The sequence below is a fragment of the Oceanomicrobium pacificus genome, assembly GCF_009833495.1.
Lineage (GTDB): Bacteria > Pseudomonadota > Alphaproteobacteria > Rhodobacterales > Rhodobacteraceae > Oceanomicrobium > Oceanomicrobium pacificus.
Map to the genome: position 1 here is coordinate 254,129 of NZ_WUWG01000001.1, position 17,945 is coordinate 272,073.

Sequence of the window (17,945 nt, forward strand, 5' to 3'; positions counted from 1 at the left end):
GCACGCGCCACCGACGTGAAGGCAGGCACATGCGGCAGCGGACACTCATCATCATGGTCAAGGAACCGCGCCCCGGACGGGTCAAGACGCGGCTCGGCGCAGAGATTGGCGCGGTCGGCGCGGCCTGGTGGTTCCGCCACCAGACCCGGGCCCTGATCCGGCGGCTCGGGCGCGATCCGCGCTGGCAAACCGTGCTGGCCGTCGCTCCCGACCAGGAGGGGCTGGCGAGCCGGGTCTGGCCGCCCGACATCGCGCGGGTGCCACAGGGTCGGGGCTCGCTCGGCGACCGGATGGGGCGGCTCCTGAAAGCGGCCCCGCCAGGCCCGGCCATGGTGATCGGCGCGGATATTCCGGGCATCACACCGTCGCTGATCGACGGCGGGTTTCGCGCGCTCGGACGCCGCGATGCGGTGATCGGACCGGCGCCCGATGGCGGCTATTGGCTGATCGGGCTGGCGCGGCGGCAGGCCCCGCCGCCGGGGCTGTTTGCGGGCGTGCGATGGTCAGGTCCGCATGCGATGACGGACACGCTTGCCACGCTCGGCACGGACCGGGTGGCCCAACTGGCGACGCTGCGCGATGTGGATGAGCTGTCCGACCTGAAAGCGCTGGCTGACCCCTGAACGCAGAACGGCCCCCGAAGGGGACCGTCCGATTTTTCTTACAGTGGCCTGCCGGATCAGGCGGCCGCCGCCACCGCACGTTTGGCCAGAACGCCGATCAGATGGGCGCGATAGTCCGGCGTGCCGTGAATATCGCCGATGAGCCCGTCCGCGCTTGCGCTGAGCCCGTCGAGCGCCTCGGGCGCGAAATTTCCCGACAGCGCCGCCTCGGCCTCCGCCCAGCGGAACACGCCGTCCTCGGACGCGCCGGTCACCGCAACCCGCACACCATCGGCATATTTGGCGACCATCACCCCCACAAGCGCAAAGCGCGAGGCGGGCTGGACGAACTTCTGGTAGTTCGCCTTCTCCGGCACCGGGAATTTCACTTCCGTGATGATCTCGCCCTCGTCGAGCGCGGTCGTGAACATGCCCTGGAAATAGTCGTCCGCTGCGATTTCCCGGCTGTTGGTGACAATGGTAGCACCCGATGCGAGCGCCGCGCAGGGATAGCAGGCCGACGGGTCATTGTTGGCCAGCGAGCCGCCGATCGTGCCGCGGTTGCGCACCGCCGGATCGCCGATATGGGACGCCAGTTCAGCGAGCGCGGGATAGGCGGTCGCCTCGGCCGCCACCCGCGCGTGGCTGGTGGCCCCACCGATGCAGACGCGCCCGTCATCATCGGTGCAGACGCCCTGGATGTCGGGAATGCCAGTCAGGCTGACCAGCGCCGACGGCATGGCGAGACGCTGTTTCAGCGTCGGGATCAGGGTCTGACCCCCGCCCAGCGCCTGCGCGTCCTCTGCCGCGAGCGCCGAGACGGCCTCGTCGATGGTTTTCGGTCGCACGAAGTCGAAACTGTACATTGCGGGACCTCCTCAGTGAGCTTTGTTCATGGCGGCCCAGACCCGAGCGGGCGAGAGCGGCATATCGATATGGGTGACACCACGGTCGGCGAGTGCGTTGACCACGGCATTGACGAGCGCCGGCGGCGAGCCGATCGCGCCGGCCTCCCCGCAGCCTTTCACGCCGAGCGGGTTGTGGGTGCAGGGCGTCTGGCAGGAATGGTCCACCACATAGGACGGAAGGTCATCCGCCCGCGGCATGGCGTAATCCATGTAGGAGCCGGTCAGAAGCTGGCCGTCATCGTCATACACACAGCTTTCCAGAAGCGCCTGTCCGATGCCCTGCGCGATACCGCCGTGCACCTGCCCGTCAACGATCATCGGGTTGATGACATTGCCGAAATCATCCGCAGCGGCAAAGGACATGACCTGCACCTTGCCGGTGTCGGGATCGACTTCCACCTCGCAGGCATAGGCGCCGGCGGGATAGGTGAAGTTGGCCGGATCGTAGAAGGCGGTTTCCTCCAGCCCCGGCTCGATATCCTCCAGCGGATAATTGTGCGGGACATAGGCCGCGAGCGTCACATCCCCCCAGGCGACCTTCTTGTCGGTGCCGGCCACGGAGAACTCGCCATTGGCGAACTCCACGTCCGATTCCGAAGCCTCCATCAGATGGGCGGCGATCTTCTTGGCCTTGTTGATGACCTTCTCGGTCGCGCGGACCATGGCCGAGCCGCAGACCGCGAGCGAGCGCGACCCGTAGGTGCCCATGCCGAACGGCACCTTGGACGTGTCGCCGTGGACGATCTCCACTTGATCGGCGCCGATGCCGAGCATCTCCGCGATCACCTGCGGGAAGGTCGTCTCGTGCCCCTGCCCGTGGCTGTGTGCGCCGACCATGACCGAGATCGAGCCGGTGGCGTTCACCCGCACGGTGGCGGCATCGTAAAGGCCCGCACGGGCACCGAGCTGCCCCACGAGGTTCGACGGCGCGATACCGCAAGCCTCGATATAGCAGTTGACGCCAAGCCCGCGCAGCTTGCCGCGCTTTTCGCTCTCCGCGCGGCGCGCGTCGAACCCGTTGATGTCGGCAATCTCGATGAGCTTGTCGAGCGTCGCGCCATAGTTGCCCGTGTCATATTCGACCGCCACAGGCGTGGCATAGGGGAACTGGTCGGGCTGGATGAAATTGCGGCGGCGCAGGTCGATCGGGTCGATCCCCATTTCCTGCGCGGCCTTGTCGATCACCCGCTCAAGCTGGAACGTGGCTTCCGGCCGGCCGGCGCCGCGATAGGCATCGACGGGAACCGTATTGGTGAAGACCGCCTTCACGTTAACATAGATGAGCGGCGTGGTGTAGTTGCCGGCCATCAGCGTGCCGTGGAGCCATGTCGGCACCGAAGGTGCGAAGGTCGAGAGATAGGCACCCATGTTCGCATAGGTGTCCGTGCGCAGGGCGAGGAACTTGCCATTCTCGTCGAGCGCCAGTTCGATCTTCGTCACATGGTCGCGGCCATGCGCGTCCGACATGAAGGCTTCCGACCGGTCCGCGGTCCATTTGACCGGCCGGCCCACCGCTTTGGCGGCAAAGGTGCAGAAGGCCTCTTCCTGATAGTGGAAGATCTTGGTGCCGAACCCGCCGCCTACATCTGGCGCGATGACGGTCAGCTTATGCTCCGGGATGCCGAGCACGAAAGCGCCCATCAGGAGCCGGATCACATGGGGGTTCTGGCTCGTCGTGTAGAGCGTGTGGTCACCGGTGGCGGCATTGAAATCGCCGAGCGCCACGCGCGGCTCCATCGGATTGGCCACGAGCCGCTGGTTCTTCAGCTCCAGCACGGTCACATGGTGCGCGCCGTCGATGGCTTCGGCGACGGCGTCGCGGTTCTCTTCCACGAATCCCCAGTCGTAGCAGAGGTTCGAAGACAGATCGTCATGGACCTTGGTGGCCCCGTCCTTGGTGGCGGCAACCATATCGATCACGGCCGGCAGTTCGGCAATGTCGAGGTTGATCTTCTCCGCCGCGTCGCGGGCTTGAGCGAGCGTTTCTGCCACGACCGCGGCGACCGGCTCGCCCACATGGCGGACCTTGCCCTCGGCCAAAATCGGGTGCTTGGGCTCCTGCATCGCCTCGCCATGGCGGTCGGTGACCTGCCAGCCGCAGGGCATCCCGCCCACACCTTCGAAATCGGCGGCGGTGAAGACCTTGATCACACCCGGCGCGGCTTCGGCGGCGGATGTGTCGATCCCGTTGATCGTGCCATGCGCGATGTTGGAGCGCAGGAAATAGACATAGGCCTGTCCGGCCACATTGATATCGTCGGTGTAGCGGCCTTTTCCGGTCAGAAACCGGACATCTTCGCGGCGCTTGGTGCTGGCACCGATCCCTTCATCTTTCGGCATCTTCTTCTCCCTGATATCCGCGCCCCTGTTGCCGGGGCGTTCGGTGATGGAACCGTCCCGGCGCGGGCCGGAACGACGGGCAGCGCGTCAGGCCAGCTGTTCGGCGGCGGCCTGGATCGATTTCACGATATTGTGGTAGCCGGTGCAGCGGCAGATATTGCCTTCGAGATATTCGCGGATCTCGGCCTCGGTAGGCGATTTGTTCTGGGCGAGCAGGTCGGCCGCCGACATGACCATGCCGGGTGTGCAAAAACCGCATTGCAAGCCGTGATGGTCCTGGAACGCCTGCTGGATGACGCCGAGCGACCCGTCAGCATTGGCCATGCCCTCGATCGTACGCACCTCGGTGCCTTCGGCTTCGGCCGCGAGCATGGTGCAGGCTTTCACCGCCTTGCCGTCGACATGGACAACACAGGCCCCGCACTGGGACGTGTCGCACCCGATATGGGTGCCGGTCAGGTGCAGATCGTCGCGCAGGAATTGCGACAGCAGCGTGCGGCCCTCGACCTCCCCGCTGACGGCCTTGCCGTTCACGGTCATGGAAACTGATGGCATCATTCTCTCCCTATCGTGTCAGTCTTTTTCATTATCAGCCGCGGCGCGGCCTTTGGCTTTTTCAGTGTCGGCCGTAACGCGGCCTTCGGGCGGCGGACGATGCTGCGGTCGCGCCGCGGCAAGGCGAGTCTCCCGCCCGGTTTACCCTGCGGGAAGTTTGGAGCGACAGGCGCCCGGGTTGCAAGGACTTCCTCCACCCACGCGGCAAGAATTTTCAATGACGGGCCTGCGCGGGTGATGCACGATCGGCTTGCCGCCGCCCTGATTGGATCGAAAAGCGAAACTGTAGTAAACTCAATCCCCTAACCAAAAAGGGAAACGGGGGAACAGATGTTGGAACTGACGAGCGGTGTAAACTGGATCGCGGTCATAGTGGGAGCGGTGGTCGCTTTCCTGATCGGCTGGCTCTGGTATTCGCCCAAACTCTTCGGCACCAAATGGGCTGAAGGTGTGGGGCTGGACCTGACGACAATCACCGGCGTGCAGGCGCCCGCGATGATCACGCAGGTGGTGGGAATATTCCTGCTTTCCTGGGTGGTAGGGATCACGGCGGCGGCCAATTCGCTGCTCCTGTGCATCCTGATCATTGTGACCATTGCCGTGCTGATCATCGCCAATGGCTATTTCGCGCAGAAGAGCGCCTACGCCCGAAATACAGAGGCGGGATATATCATCGTGATGGGGATCGTGATGATCGCCGCGCAGGGTATTTTCTGACCCCGCGTCACCCGCCCGTATCGGACGGATTGCGTCACAAACACGCGGGCGGCGGCCTTGCCGCTGCCGCCCGCGCGGTCTAGGTCTGGAGCCGCAACCGAACCGCCCGGACCGGAGGAACCCCGCATGATCGGACGCCTGAACCATGTTGCCATCGCTGTGCCGGACCTCGACGCCGCCGCCGCGCAATATCGCGACACGCTGGGTGCCGAGGTGGGTCCGCCGCAGCCGGAACCGGATCACGGGGTGACGGTCGTCTTCATCACGCTGCCCAACACCAAGATCGAGCTTCTGCACCCGCTGGGCGCGGACTCGCCCATCAACGGCTTTCTGGAGAAGAACCCTTCGGGCGGCATCCATCATATCTGCTACGAGGTCGATGATATCCTTGCCGCGCGCGACGCGCTGAAAGCCAGCGGCGCGCGGGTGCTCGGCTCGGGCGAGCCCAAGATCGGGGCACATGGCAAGCCGGTCCTCTTCCTGCACCCGAAGGATTTCACCGGCACGCTTGTCGAACTGGAGCAGGCATGACCATTACAGGCGCCCTTGTCATCTTCGCGGTCCTCTGGTTCCTCGGGCTGCTCGTCGCGCTGCCGATCGGCGAGACCAGTCAGGAAGAGGATGGCGAGGTCGTGCCCGGCACGCCGGCTTCCGCACCCATCGACCCGATGATGAAGAAAAAGCTCATCTGGGTCACAATCGTGACCTTCCTGATCTGGGTGCCGATCTGCCTTGTCATCGCGTCGGGCTGGATCACCATCCGCGATATCGACTTTTTCAACCGGATGGGCTGACGCCGCGTCCTGCGCCACCGGCAGCCAGCCGGTGGAACTGGTGGGTGAAGACCGCAACGCCCAGAAGCGGCACCAGCAAGTTCACCACCGGAATCGACAGGGGCACGGCCATCACGATGCCGGTCAGCCAGATCTGCGCGAAATGCTGTTTGCGCAGCACGGTGGCCTGCACCATGCCGAGCCGCCGCGCGGCCACCAGCTGGAAATATTCCCGCCCGAGCAGCAGCCCGTTGACGATGTAGAAGATCACCGGCGCGAAAATGGTCGAGACGAGGTAGATGACCAGCGCCACCGCGTTGGCAAGGATCATCAGAAGCAGGAATTTGGCCGCATCGATGAGCGTGTCCGACCAGGGCAGCGGGTCCGCCGGCGGCAGGGCCGGATAGTGTTTTTCCTCCACCGCACCGGCAATATCTTCAAGGAAGAAGCCGATCACGACCGAGGCGACGGGGAACATCAGGAAGGCCGAAGCGGCGAGAAGCGCGACCATCGCCACGCCTGAGATCGCACCGTCGAGGAAGCCGACCTCACCCACCCAGGGCAGCGTGATCGTGTCGGGCAAGAGCGCGCCGATGATCCAGTTCATCCCGAAAAAGGCCGCAACCAGAACGGCCAGCGTAATCGCCAGCGACCGCCAGAGAACGCGGGTGAATTTCGGATCGCCCAACTGTCCGATGGCGCGGCCCAGATCGTCGATCAGGCTCATTCCGCCACCCACGCAACCTTGGTGCCCAGATCGGGGCGCGGACGCTCCGGCGGGGCCATCCGTTCGGTGCCCAGATGCATGAAACCGGCGACATATTCATGGGGCGCAAGACCCAGCCCGTCTGTCAGGAACGGCCGGTCGAGTGCCATCTTGCCGGTCAGCCAGTTGGCGCCCCAGCCCGCCGCCAGCGCCGCGTTGAGAAGCGCAAGGCACACCGCCCCCGCGGACAGGGTCTGTTCCACCTCCGGCACCTTTTCTGACGGCACCGGCGAGGCGATCACCGCCACGACCAGATGCGCCGCACCGAACTGCGCCACCGCCTTGTCGCGCGCGTCCGCATCAAGGCCGAGCGCCTCTGCCCGTTCCCCGCAAAGCGCCGCCAGCCGTTCGAGCGCGCCGCGTTCCAGCACGATGAACCGCCATGGTTCCAGCTTGCCGTGATCAGGCGTGCGGGCCGCTGCCGTCAGGATCGGGTCGAGCGCCGCGCGGTCGGGGACCGGCAGGCCGAGCGTCTTGGCCGGACGCGACCGGCGGGACAGGAGGAAGGCAAGCGTCTCTGGGCTGGGATCGGGCATGAAAGTCTCGGGCTCGTGACGAAAAGGACCCGGACGCAGGCGCGCCCGGACCCTGTTCACATCGGCCCTGAGGCCCGGACTGTCAAGCAATCGCGGCTCAGGCGGCTTTCGCGGGCGCCAGCGCCGCGATGGCGGCTTCGGCTTCCGCGCGGGCCGCATCGCCGCGCACCATGGCCGCATCCGCCCCGATGACGGTCACGTCCGAGATGCCGATGAACCCGAGCAGGTGGCGCATATAGGGCGTTGCGAAATCGACCGGACTGTCGACCGGCACACCGCCCGAGGCAACGACCAGATAGGCTTTCTTGCCGGTCAGCAGGCCCTCGGGCCCGGTTTCGGTATAGCGGAAGGTGCGACGCGCCCGCGCCACCTGGTCCACCCAGGCCTTGAGCGCGGCAGGCACCGAGAAATTGTAGATCGGCAGGCCGATGACAATCGTGTCGGCGGCCTCCAGTTCAGCCACCAGTTCTTCCGATCCGGCCAGTCTGGCATGGTCGGCATCTGTCGCTGCGTCGCCGGCAAAATTCGCGCCGATCCACGGTTCGTCGATCAGTGCGATCCCGTCGGCAAGGTCGCGCTCGGTCACGGTGCCGCCGAGCGTCTCAGCCAGTGTTCGCGACAGGTCGCGGGTCACGGATCCGGTCTTGCGGGCGCTGGAATGGATGATGAGTGTGTGGGTCATTCGGGTTTCTCCTCGATCAGGTTGACCCTGTAGATAGACCCTCACTAATCAGACACAATTCATGTCAATTGATACTGTCCGTGTCGGCTTCGGAAACAATAGGAGCTGTCAGATCACGCAAGCTCTGCCGCTGCCGTCCGTCACTGTCGAAATTCTCCGGCGACAGCCAGCGGCGATAGGCATAGGCGAGCGCGGGCCAGTCGCGGTCGATGATCGCGAACCATGCCGTGTCGCGGTTGCGGCCCTTCACAATGCCGGCCTGCCGGAACGTGCCTTCATAGGTGAAACCGAACCGCGCGGCAGCGTTGCGCGAGCGGGCGTTCAGCGCATCGCATTTCCATTCGAACCGGCGGTAACCGGCAGAGAAGACCCAATTCATGCAAAGCCAGATTGCCTCTGTCGCGCCGGCCGTGCCCTGCAGCTCAGGCGCGAAATGGATATGGCCGACCTCGATGGACCCGGCCTCCGGCGCGATCCGCATGAGCGACAGAAGCCCCCGCGGCGCCCCGCTGTCCGCCACGCAAATGGTATAGAAACGCGGGTCGGACTTGGCTGCCATTCCAACCAGCCACGGGTCGAAGGTGGCGCGGTCGTCGAAAGGACCGTAGGGCAGATATGCCCAGTCGCCGGCATCCGCCGCCGCCCGATAGGCATCGAACAGCCCCGCGCCATGCGCGTCCGGGTCAAGGCGCTCCAGCCTGACAGTCCGCCCCTCCAGACGGGTGAAGTCCGGGGCGGGCGGCGGGGTCCAGTCGGGCAACGGCGCGCCCACGGGGAAATCTCGGTTGCTCATGTCGCCCTTGTGCCGCCCGAACGCGACGGGCGCAAGTCACGCCGGTCCGGCCACCCTTTCACCCCCTGCCGCTCTGTGCGACTGTGCGCCGGACAACAGACTTTCGAAACAGGACCGATGCCCATGTCGACCCACCTGCCCGCCTACGAGGCGCTTCTTGCACATCTGCGCCAGACAGAGGCGCTGGAGCAGGTTTCCGAAATCCTGTCCTGGGATCAGGAAACCATGATGCCGCCCAAGGGCGCGCCGTTCCGGGCGGAACAGATGGCGGCGCTCGGCGCGACGCTCCACCGCCGCCAGACCGATCCGGCGCTTGCCGACCTTCTCGACGCGCTCGACGGCGCGGATCTCGATCCGGTGGCAGCGCGAAACGTGGCCGAAGCGCGCCGGGACGCCGCCCGCGCCGCACGCCTGCCGCAACGGCTGGTGGAGGAACTGGCACGGGAAGCCGCGCTCGCCCAGCAGGTCTGGGCGGATGCGCGGGACGCCAGCGACTTCAAGCAGTTCGCCCCTGCCCTGTCGCGGATCGTCGATCTGAAGCGGGAGGAATCGGCCTGTCTGACTGACGAAGGCACGGACCGCTATGACGCGCTTCTCGACGCGTTCGAGCCGGGGATGAAGACCGACCGGCTGGCCGCGCTTCTGGGCAGCGTCCGGCCGGGGCTCGTCGCACTGCGAGAGGTCATTGCCGCCGCGCCGCCCCTGCCGGTCAGCCCGCCCGTCAAGCTTGGCGCGGATGCGCAGATGCAACTGGCCCGAAGGATGGCCGAAGCAGCGGGCTATGATTTCGAGGCGGGCCGGATCGACCTGGTCCTGCATCCCTTCTGTCTGGGCAGCGCGGGCGACGCCCGGATCACCACCCGCGTGAGCGAGACCAATCCATTCGACTGCCTCTACAGCACACTGCACGAGACCGGCCACGCGCTCTATACACAAGGGCAGGATCCGGCGCTGGCCTTCATGCCGGCGGGCAACCATGCAGGCATGGGCGCGCATGAAAGCCAGTCGCGGCTTCTGGAAAACCAGATCGGGCGGAGCGCCGCCTATGCGGACTGGCTCGCGGGCGAGATCGAAACGGTGACGGGCCGCGCTGTCGAGGGCGGCGCGACAGCGCTCTACCAGCAGCTCAACACCGTCGCGCCGGGGTTCATCCGTACTGAGGCCGACGAGGTGCATTACAACCTGCATGTGCTGATGCGCTTCGATCTGGAACGCGCGCTCATTGCGGGCGATCTGGCGGTGGCGGACCTTGAAGCCGCGTGGAACGACCGGTTCCTTGCCGATTTCGGGGTCACGGTGCCCGATGCTGCGCGCGGCGTCCTGCAGGATATCCACTGGTCGGCAGGCCTGTTCGGCTATTTCCCCACCTATTCGCTCGGCAACATCTATGCGGCGAACCTCTTCGATGCGCTCAAGCGCGCGCGCCCGGCGCTGGAGGACGAGATCCGCCGCGGGCAACTGTCCGGCGCGCTCGACTGGCTGCGCACCCATGTCCACCGGCGCGGCCGGCTTGTGCCTGCGGACCGGATCGTGGCCGATGCCTGCGGGGCCGAGGCCGACGGAGCGCGGCTGACAGACTATCTGTCGGCCAAGTTCGGCGCGCTCTACGGGCTTTGACGGCACCCCGATGCAGGTCTTCGTGATCAATCTCGACAGTGCGGCGGAACGAATGGCGTTCCAGACCGCGCAGGCGGCTCGGCTCGGGCTGACACTCACGCACGTGCCGGCCTGCACGGTGGCCGATCTGGCCCGCGATCCGCGCCCCGCGCGCTGGTGGGACGGGTGGGAACGCCCGCTCCGCGATGTGGAGAAGGCCTGCCTGCTGAGCCACCGCCGGGTCTGGGACCGGATCGCATCGGGCACGGCACCTGCGCTGGTGCTCGAAGATGACGCCCTCCTGTCGGACCAGGTGCCTGCCTTTCTGTCCGCCATGTCAGCGCGCGACGGGATCGAGCATCTGAGCCTCGAGACACGCGGGCGGAAGAAGCTTCTCGGCCCGGCCACGGAGAGCGGCGTGCCTGGAATCGCCCTGCGGCGGCTGATCCTCGACCGGAGCGGGGCGGCGGCCTACATCCTCTGGCCGGCCGGCGCGGCCAGGCTTGTCGCGCGGACGGACCGTGCACCCGCGCTCGCCGATGCGGCGATCTGCGCGGCCTTCGACATGGCCCGCTACCAGAGCGACCCGCCGCTCGCGATCCAGATCGACATGTGCGACCGCTACGATATTCCCGCGCCCATCGAGACCCGCTCGACCATCCTGCCTGCCGGTGGCCACGGCACGGACCAGCGGCGGGCGACCGCTGCCCAGAAGCTGCGCCGCCTGCGCGCTCAGAGCGCAATGGGATGGCAGCAACTGGTCCATGCAACCGGTGCCGAACGGGTCGAGATCCGGCCCGAACCCAAACAGTTCAATATTGAATGATCACCACCAGCCGGTGCGGTCGCGCCAGTGCAGGGCGCGGAATCGGGCGAAGACACTGTCCACCTCCTGCAGGCGGGCGAACATGGTCTGCACGATAGCTGTCGGACTGTGTCCGGCCGGCAGCGCGTCGATCCGCCAGCGCAGGTTGCGCAGCGTGTCATCCGTGCCGACGGTAAAGACCGACAGGCCGTCGGGCAGCGGCACCAGTTCGGTTTGCAGATGCTCCACCCGCGCAGGGTCGACCTCTGCATCCGCCCCGTGGGTCAGGTAGCGCTCGCTCTCGGCCATTTTCACGGTGTTGACGAGGACCGACCCGGTGAGCGCGATGCTCCGGTCCAAGGGATCGGTCGCATGATCCGCAAATGTGTCGGTGGCCGAGACGAGCCAGCGCAGGTTGAGGCTGTCACACAGGAAATCCGTTTCGGCCGCCCAGAGCGCCTCGAACCGCGCCACATTGCCGGCCAGATCCGCGCCGCGCCGGATCAGCACGATCAGGCGCGCATGTTCATATTCCAGTTCGGACCGGCCGGAAAACTCGCGCCGAAGATTGTCCAGATGTTCGCGCAGATCCTTGACCGATCCACGGGTCTGGGCGGGAGCGCCGGCCTCCACGATCTTGTGCTTCAGTTCGGCAAAATCACCCTCCGGCACGGCCACGCCGGCCGCGCCGCGGCGGCGGCGATGCTGGTTGAGCGAGAAGAACTGCTCGAAACGGCTTTTGCGGCGTCTGGCCATCCCTGCTCCCGATCGAGGGGGCCGGACGGCCCCTGACATGACGGGCGGAGCCTGTCACGAAGCCGCCCGCCCCGCAAGCGGGGCAGACCGGTGTCAGTCGGGATAGTGGCAGGCCACCTGATGCCCCTCTTCGGGGCCTTCCAACTCGGGGCGCACCTCTGCGCAATGGGCCTGAGCCTTGCGGCAGCGCGTCCGGAAGACGCAGCCCGACGGCGGATCGAGCGGCGAGGGCAGGTCGCCCGCCAGCAGTTCCGGCTCCTGCGTCCGGTGCGGATCGGGGATCGGCACGGCCGAGATCAGCGCCTGCGTGTAGGGGTGCCGCGGGTTTGCATAGATCTCCGCCGCCGGCGCCACTTCCGCCGCGCGGCCGAGATAGAGCACCATCACCCGGTCGGAGATATGTTTCACCACCGACAGGTCATGCGCGATGAAGATGAGCGACAGGCCCATTTCGGCCTGCAGGTCCTTCAACAGGTTCACCACCTGCGCCTGGATCGACACATCGAGAGCGGAAACCGGCTCATCACAGATGATGAGTTTCGGCCGCAGCACGAGTGCGCGGGCGATCCCGATGCGCTGGCACTGGCCGCCGGAAAACTCGTGCGGATACCGGTTCACGAGGTTCGGCAGCAGACCCACCTTTTCCATCATCTCGCGCACGCGGGCTTGTGCTTCGGCCTTCGGCGTCTTGGGGAAATGGGTCAGCAGCGGTTCGGCGATGATCTCGCCGATGGTCATGCGCGGATTGAGCGAGGCCAGCGGATCCTGAAAGATCATCTGGAAGCTCTTGCGCACGTCCTGCAGCTCGCGCTTGCCCATGCCGAGCACGTCGCGGCCGAACATCACCACGGTGCCGTCGGCGGCCGGGATCATCCGGATGACGGCGCGCGCCAGCGTGGACTTGCCGCAACCGCTTTCGCCCACGATGCCCAGCGTCTCGCCGGGGAAGAGCTTGAAATCGACCCCGTCGACGGCCTTCAGCTTGCGCGACTTGGTCCAGGGCATGGCGCCCGAGGGGCGGATATCGAAGTGAACCTTCAGGTTCTTCACATCGAGAATGGGCTCGCTCATGCCGGCGCCTCCTCGGTCACAAGTTCATCGACCGGCCGGTGGCAGGCCCGTTTCACGGTCGGGCTGGCCTGAACCAGTTCCGGCAGTTCCACCGAACAGCGCTCGCGGGCGAAGCCGCAGCGCGGGCAGAAGGGGCAGCCCGTCATGTCGGACATCATGTTGGGCGGGTTGCCCGGAATGGCGTTCAGCTGCTCGGTCTCGATGTCGAGCCGCGGGATCGCCTGCAGCAGACCGCGCGTGTAGGGATGCGTCGGCGCGTCGAATATTTCCACCGTCGGGGCATATTCCATGACCCGGCCGCCATACATGACCATCGTGTCACGGCAGAAATCGGCGACCACGCCCAGATCATGGGTGATCAGGATGATGGCGGTGCCGAATTCCTTCTGGATCTCGTCAAGCAGCGTCATGATCTGCGCCTGCACCGTCACGTCGAGCGCGGTGGTCGGCTCGTCGGCGATCAGCAGTTTCGGGCGGCACAGGAGCGCCATCGCGATCATGATGCGCTGGCGCATGCCGCCGGAACATTCATGCGGATACATGTTGAGCCGGTTCTTCGCGTCCGGGATCTTCACCGCTTCGAGCATGGCAAGGCTTTCCGCCAGCGCGGCCTTTTTCGACATGCCCTTGTGGACCATCAGCACCTCGGCCAGCTGGTCGGAGATGCGGACATAGGGGTTCAGGCTCGTCATCGGGTCCTGGAAGATCATCGCGATCTCCTCGGCCCGGATGCGGTTCAGCTGCTTGTCCGGCTGGTTGAGGATTTCCTGCCCGTTATAGGTCACCGACCCCGAGGCGCGGCCATTGTTGGCCAGCAGCCCCATGATCGAGAAAACGGTTTGGCTCTTGCCGGAACCGGATTCGCCCACGATCGCGAGCGTATCGCCCTTGTCGAGCGAGAAATCCACGCCCGACACGGCGTGCACCGTGCCGTCCTTGGTGTCAAACTCGACCGAGAGGTCCTTGACGTCGAGAAGTGCCATGGCCCTGCCCTACCTGTCTTTCGGGTCCAGCGCGTCGCGCAGACCGTCACCGATGAAGAAGAATGAAAAGAGCGTCACGACGAAGAAGAAGAGCGGGAAGCCCAACTGCCAGATCGTGCCATATTGCATCGTGCCTGCGCCTTCGGAGATCAGCGCGCCCCAGGACGTGTTGGGCTCCTGCACGCCAAGGCCGAGGAAGGAGATGAAGCTCTCGGTCAGGATCATCAGCGGCACCAGAAGCGTCGCATAGACCGCCACCACGCCGAGCAGGTTCGGGATGATGTGCCGCCGGATGATGGTGAAGGACGAGACGCCGGTCGCGAGTGCAGCCTCGACGAACTCCTTGTTCTTGATGGTCAGCGTCTGGCCCCGCACGATGCGGCTCATGTCGAGCCAGGAAATCAGCCCGATCCCGATGAAAAGCAGCGAGATCGACCGGCCGAAAATGACCAAGAGCAGGATCAGCACGAACATGTAGGGAATCGACATCAGGATATCGACGGTGCGCATCATCGCGCCGTCGAGCCGGCCACCGAAATAGCCCGCGGTCGCGCCGTAGAGCGTGCCCACGACGACCGAAATCGACGCGCCCACGATGCCCACCATGAGCGAGATCTGCGTGCCCTGAATGACCCGCGAATAGAGATCGCGGCCCAGATCGTCGACGCCGAAATAATGGCCATTGGCGATCGAGGGCGCGCCCATGGTCGCGGCATTGCCGATGATCGCCCAGTCGATCTCCTCGTTCGACCAGACGGCGAAATAGGGGCCGATGATCGCGAAGAGCACGACGAGCGTCAGGCAGATCAACCCGCCCACGGCCGCCTTGTTGTGGAAGAAGCGCTGCCGGGCATCCTGCCACAGCGAGCGACCCTTGACCTCGTCCATCTGGGCGAGATTGTCGGCCAGATCGGCCATCTTTGTCTGATCAATAACCATGGTCTGCCTCCCTCAGTAGCGGATCTTGGGGTCGATCCAGGCGTAGAGGATGTCGACAAGCGTGTTGAAGCTGATGGTCAGCACCCCGGTCAGGATGGTGATGCCCATGATGGTGGAATAATCGCGGTTCAGCGCCGAGTTGACGAAGAGTTGCCCGATCCCGCCGGTGGAGAAATAGACGTCGATGATGACCGACCCGGTGATCATCGCGACGAAGGCCGGCCCGAGATAGGAGATGACCGGCAGCAGCGAGGGTTTCAGCGCGTGGCCGAGAATGATCTTGCGCGACGGCAGGCCCTTGGCCTTGGCGGTGCGGATGAAGTTCGAGCGCAGTACCTCAAGCATGGAGGAGCGCGTGATGCGCGCAATCGACGCCATGTAGGAGGTCGCCAGCGCGATCACCGGCAGGATGATGAACTGGATCTGCCCGCCTTCCCAGCCACCGCCCGGCAGCCATCCGAGATAGAGCGTGAAGACAAGCACCAGCAGCGGGGCCATGACGAAGTTCGGCAGCACCTGCGCGCCGATCGACACGCCGACGGCGAAATAGTCGAGCCATGTGTTCTGGCGGAGCGCCGCGACGGCGCCCAGCGTCACGCCCGAGACAACGGCGACCACGAAGGCGATCGAGCCGTAGGTCAGCGTCACCGGGAACCCTTGGGCGATGATGTCATTGACCGACCGGTCCTTGTAGCGGAAGGACGGGCCGAAATCGAATTGTGTCACGATTCCGATGACATAGTCATACATCTGCTTCCACAACGGTTGGTCGAGACCGTATTTCGCCTCGATATTCGCCATGACTTCCGGGGGAAGCGGGCGCTCGGAGGTGAAGGGTCCGCCCGGAGCGGAATGCATCAGAAGAAACGAGAATATGATCAGCACCAGGATCGTGGGGATAGCCACGAGCACCCGGCGCAGGATGAAATTCAACATCGGATCGAGCCTTGCCTAATAGCAAACGGGGCACCGCGCCGTCGCGGCGCGGTGCCCTCTGGGTCAGGGTCGCGGATTATTCGGCGACCTTGTACAGGTTCTTGGAGTACCAGTTCTGCTCCACATTGTTGATCGGCCAGTTTTTCAGCTGGTCGTTCAGCATGTAGACGCCGGCATAGTGGTAGACCGGGATAACAGGCATTTCTTCAGCCAGGGTCATTTCGACCTGGGTGTAGTTCTCCTGCGGGTTCTCCGCGGTGCGCGCGCCGGTCATCAGCTCGTCGACGGTCGCGTTGGAGTATTTGCCGTCATTGTAGCCGGAGGGCGAGGTCACGAGGTCGAGGAAGGTCGACGCTTCGTTATAGTCACCGCACCATGCGCCACGGGCCAGTTCGAAGTCCTGCTTGCCGCGCACGTCGAGGAAGGTCTTCCACTCCATGTTGTTGAGCGTGGCTTCGACGCCGAGCTTCTGCTTCCACATCTGGGACATGACCGTGGCGATCTTCTTGTGTGCCTCGGACGTGTTGTAGAGCATGTCGAAGGAGAGCGGGTTGTCCGGACCGTAGCCGGCTTCTGCCAGCAGTTCCTTGGCCTTCTCGTCACGCTCGGCCTGGCTCCAGTTGGCATAATCGACTTCCGGCACTTCGAAGCCGGCGGTCGCGCCCGGGGTGAAGGTGTAGGCCGGGAACTGGCCGCCCTGCAGCACGTTTTCCACGATCACGTTGCGGTCCACGGCATAGGCGAGCGCCTTGCGGACGCGGACGTCTTTGAACGCTTCGGGGCCACCGTCGGACAGGTTGAACGTGTAGTAGTAGTTGCACAGACGCGGGAAGTTGATCGCTTCGTCCGGGTTCTCTTCCTTCAGGCGCGGGAACTGGCCTGCGGGCACTTCTGTGCGGTCCAGTTCGCCGGCCATGTAGCGGGTCAGCGCCTGGTTCTCGTCGTTGATGACAACGGCCACGACCTTGTCGAGGATCGTGTTCTCATTGTCCCAGTACATCTCGTTGCGCTCACGCACCGAACGTTCGTTCAGCACATGCTCGGTCAGGATGTAGGCACCGTTCGACACGATGTTGCCCGGCTTGGTCCAGTCGGCACCATGTTCCGCGATCACCGCTTCGGGCGACGGGAAGGTGGTGGAATGGGTGACCATCTGCGGGAAGTAGGGCAGCGGCTGAGACAGGGTCACCTCGAGGGTGAGGTCGTCCACGGCCTTCACGCCCAGTTCGTCGACCGGCTTCTCACCGGCGATGATGTCCGCGCCGTTGGCGATCGACATCAGTTCCATATACCACGCATAGGGGGACGCGGTTTCAGGGTTCACCGCACGTTTCCAGGCGAAGACGAAATCATTCGCGGTCACCGGCTCGCCGTTCGACCATTTCGCATTGTCGCGCAGCTTGAACGTGTAGGTCAGCTTGTCATCGGACACTTCGTGGCTGAGCGCCACACCCGGCACGAGATTGCCGTCTTCGTCCTGGTTGTAGAGACCTTCGAACAGGTCGCGCACGATCTCGGCGCCGGACACGTCTTCGACGATCTGCGGGTCGACCGAGCTGTGCTCGTCGAGCACGCGATAGGTGAAGGTCTGGTCGTCTGCCAGGGCTTCGCCGGTGGTGGGGTGGGTGCCGGCGGCCAGAACCGGACCGGACAGGAAGGATGCCGCGAGCAGGGCTGCAGTCATCTTGGTGGTTGCGTAACGCATGTGTGTTCCTCCTCTGAGAACAAGTGTCAGTCGAAGGGCAGCTATCTTGTTGTTTTGGGCACTGCCCGCCGAACGATGCGAAAACGTCTCACAGGTTCCGAGTCACTGCAACGGCCTTTTAAACATGGCCCAACGCGGCTTATGTCACGGAACTCGGTGGCAAATGAAACTTCCCAAAATCTGACGTCGCGTCACACGCAACAAAGTTAAAGGCGCCGAAATCGCAAGCTGCGGCGGGCAGAGAATCACCTCGTTGTCACCCTGCCTCCCGCCGGTCCGAACGGGGTGCTTATGCCCCGCCCCTGCCCCGTGCATGCCCCTTGCATGCCCGCTTGCGGCCCTTCATGTCCCCGGTCAGGCTAACCGGTCGCACCGTCCCGGACGCGGCCGGACGCGGCCGCTCGTCCCATCCGCACGCGCGGGCTTTTCTTCCCGCGCCGCGCCTGCCACAAGAGGGCGACATAGGAACATGGAGTGGCCGA

Annotated in this window: 19 protein-coding genes; 6 read left to right on the forward strand and 13 right to left on the reverse strand. The window is 64.9% G+C overall.

All coding sequences use genetic code 11. The features are described 5' to 3' along the window. The first annotated feature begins 29 nt into the window (after positions 1-29). Positions 30-623, forward strand: coding sequence for a TIGR04282 family arsenosugar biosynthesis glycosyltransferase (locus GSH16_RS01340; RefSeq protein ID WP_160851139.1), 594 nt, complete (start codon positions 30-32; stop codon positions 621-623). Positions 624-679: 56 nt separating this feature from the next. Here GSH16_RS01340 and GSH16_RS01345 read toward each other — a convergent pair whose 3' ends face one another. The 3 genes from GSH16_RS01345 to GSH16_RS01355 all read right to left on the reverse strand — a co-directional run bounded on the left by GSH16_RS01345 (position 680) and on the right by GSH16_RS01355 (position 4,405). After that, positions 680-1,468 carry an FAD binding domain-containing protein gene (locus tag GSH16_RS01345; protein ID WP_160851140.1) on the reverse strand — a complete coding sequence of 263 codons (789 nt, stop codon included), beginning with the start codon at positions 1,466-1,468 and terminating at the stop codon, positions 680-682. A 12-nt stretch (positions 1,469-1,480) separates the two neighbouring features. Then, entirely contained in the window at positions 1,481-3,850 is a 2,370-nt protein-coding gene (locus GSH16_RS01350; RefSeq protein WP_160851142.1) for a xanthine dehydrogenase family protein molybdopterin-binding subunit, read from the reverse strand. Between the two features lie 87 nt (positions 3,851-3,937). Continuing rightward, positions 3,938-4,405 (reverse strand): (2Fe-2S)-binding protein, encoded by a 468-nt coding sequence (locus GSH16_RS01355; RefSeq protein WP_160851144.1) that lies wholly within the window; start codon positions 4,403-4,405, stop codon positions 3,938-3,940. A gap of 330 nt (positions 4,406-4,735) precedes the next feature. Here GSH16_RS01355 and GSH16_RS01360 point away from each other — a divergent pair, with 330 nt between their 5' ends. The 3 genes from GSH16_RS01360 (at position 4,736) to GSH16_RS01370 (ending at position 5,916) form a co-directional block, all read left to right on the forward strand. Then, the gene (locus GSH16_RS01360) at positions 4,736-5,122 is read left to right on the forward strand and encodes a DUF1761 domain-containing protein (protein ID WP_205523932.1); all 387 of its coding nucleotides are present in this window, start codon (positions 4,736-4,738) and stop codon (positions 5,120-5,122) included. 126 nt (positions 5,123-5,248) lie between these two features. Beyond that, positions 5,249-5,653 (forward strand): methylmalonyl-CoA epimerase, encoded by a 405-nt coding sequence (mce, locus tag GSH16_RS01365; RefSeq protein WP_160851146.1) that lies wholly within the window; start codon positions 5,249-5,251, stop codon positions 5,651-5,653. Beyond that, positions 5,650-5,916: a DUF1467 family protein gene (locus GSH16_RS01370; RefSeq protein WP_160851148.1), complete on the forward strand. Its 267-nt coding sequence runs from the start codon at positions 5,650-5,652 to the stop codon at positions 5,914-5,916. Before mce ends, GSH16_RS01370 begins: the two co-directional genes overlap by 4 nt. Here GSH16_RS01370 and GSH16_RS01375 read toward each other — a convergent pair. From GSH16_RS01375 to GSH16_RS01390, 4 genes are all read right to left on the reverse strand, one after another. Next, entirely contained in the window at positions 5,900-6,622 is a 723-nt protein-coding gene (locus GSH16_RS01375; protein WP_328803131.1) for an EI24 domain-containing protein, read from the reverse strand. The two genes, GSH16_RS01370 and GSH16_RS01375, sit on opposite strands and share 17 nt — an antisense overlap. Next, the gene (locus tag GSH16_RS01380) at positions 6,619-7,197 is read right to left on the reverse strand and encodes a nitroreductase family protein (RefSeq protein ID WP_160851150.1); all 579 of its coding nucleotides are present in this window, start codon (positions 7,195-7,197) and stop codon (positions 6,619-6,621) included. Before GSH16_RS01380 ends, GSH16_RS01375 begins: the two co-directional genes overlap by 4 nt. A 97-nt stretch (positions 7,198-7,294) precedes the next feature. Beyond that, complete coding sequence (locus GSH16_RS01385; protein ID WP_160851152.1) at positions 7,295-7,879, reverse strand: FMN-dependent NADH-azoreductase; 585 nt, start codon at positions 7,877-7,879, stop codon at positions 7,295-7,297. Between the two features lie 64 nt (positions 7,880-7,943). Further along, a complete protein-coding gene (locus GSH16_RS01390; protein WP_160851154.1) occupies positions 7,944-8,672 on the reverse strand; it encodes a GNAT family N-acetyltransferase in 729 nt (242 codons plus the stop codon). A 123-nt stretch (positions 8,673-8,795) separates the two neighbouring features. Here GSH16_RS01390 and GSH16_RS01395 point away from each other — a divergent pair, with 123 nt between their 5' ends. Together GSH16_RS01395 and GSH16_RS01400 are read left to right on the forward strand one after the other, a co-directional pair. After that, complete coding sequence (locus GSH16_RS01395) at positions 8,796-10,289, forward strand: carboxypeptidase M32 (protein ID WP_235912901.1); 1,494 nt, start codon at positions 8,796-8,798, stop codon at positions 10,287-10,289. A 10-nt stretch (positions 10,290-10,299) separates the two neighbouring features. Next, positions 10,300-11,094 carry a glycosyltransferase family 25 protein gene (locus GSH16_RS01400; RefSeq protein ID WP_160851156.1) on the forward strand — a complete coding sequence of 265 codons (795 nt, stop codon included), beginning with the start codon at positions 10,300-10,302 and terminating at the stop codon, positions 11,092-11,094. Here GSH16_RS01400 and GSH16_RS01405 read toward each other — a convergent pair whose 3' ends face one another. From GSH16_RS01405 to GSH16_RS01430, 6 genes are all read right to left on the reverse strand, one after another. Beyond that, positions 11,095-11,829 carry a hypothetical protein gene (locus tag GSH16_RS01405; protein ID WP_235912903.1) on the reverse strand — a complete coding sequence of 245 codons (735 nt, stop codon included), beginning with the start codon at positions 11,827-11,829 and terminating at the stop codon, positions 11,095-11,097. Positions 11,830-11,922: 93 nt separating this feature from the next. Then, positions 11,923-12,900 (reverse strand): murein tripeptide/oligopeptide ABC transporter ATP binding protein OppF, encoded by a 978-nt coding sequence (oppF, locus tag GSH16_RS01410; RefSeq protein WP_160851159.1) that lies wholly within the window; start codon positions 12,898-12,900, stop codon positions 11,923-11,925. Further along, entirely contained in the window at positions 12,897-13,883 is a 987-nt protein-coding gene (locus tag GSH16_RS01415) for an oligopeptide/dipeptide ABC transporter ATP-binding protein (RefSeq protein WP_160851161.1), read from the reverse strand. The genes oppF and GSH16_RS01415 overlap by 4 nt, the downstream gene beginning before the upstream one ends. Before the next feature lie 9 nt (positions 13,884-13,892). Next, the gene (locus GSH16_RS01420; RefSeq protein WP_407941051.1) at positions 13,893-14,801 is read right to left on the reverse strand and encodes an ABC transporter permease subunit; all 909 of its coding nucleotides are present in this window, start codon (positions 14,799-14,801) and stop codon (positions 13,893-13,895) included. A 33-nt stretch (positions 14,802-14,834) separates the two neighbouring features. Further along, complete coding sequence (gene oppB / locus GSH16_RS01425; RefSeq protein WP_160851164.1) at positions 14,835-15,758, reverse strand: oligopeptide ABC transporter permease OppB; 924 nt, start codon at positions 15,756-15,758, stop codon at positions 14,835-14,837. A gap of 76 nt (positions 15,759-15,834) precedes the next feature. Then, positions 15,835-17,442: a peptide ABC transporter substrate-binding protein gene (locus GSH16_RS01430; protein ID WP_407941052.1), complete on the reverse strand. Its 1,608-nt coding sequence runs from the start codon at positions 17,440-17,442 to the stop codon at positions 15,835-15,837. Positions 17,443-17,945 lie beyond the last annotated feature (503 nt).